At 53.4% G+C, this 223-nt stretch carries 1 protein-coding gene; it reads right to left on the bottom strand.

Annotated features, from left to right (window positions below):
* Positions 1 to 223: terminase TerL endonuclease subunit (locus AAC854_RS23805; protein WP_340619205.1), on the bottom strand; the 223-nt coding region annotated here is incomplete at both ends.

Here is a 223-nt window from a genome sequence, read left to right as displayed (position 1 = left end):
CAGTCGGCCTTCCGGTAACCAGAATTTAAAGTCGGCGTGAATATGACCATTGTTCGCCTGCCACACTTTCACCGCCGCACAGATATCAATCTTGTTCGCCAAGTCCACGCCAACCCACATCGGGTAAGTTTTCAGCTCATGCGGCGGGACTAAGGGTTTGCAGTCATCCCACTTAAGCATGTCCATCCACGCCGATTCGGCTGTGACCCACAGGTTCATGTGC

Origin of the sequence: Xenorhabdus entomophaga, assembly GCF_037996725.1 — a bacterium.
Lineage (GTDB): Bacteria > Pseudomonadota > Gammaproteobacteria > Enterobacterales > Enterobacteriaceae > Xenorhabdus > Xenorhabdus khoisanae.
The sequence above is the reverse complement of the archived record's forward strand: the minus strand, read 5'-3'. Positions and strand labels throughout refer to the sequence as shown.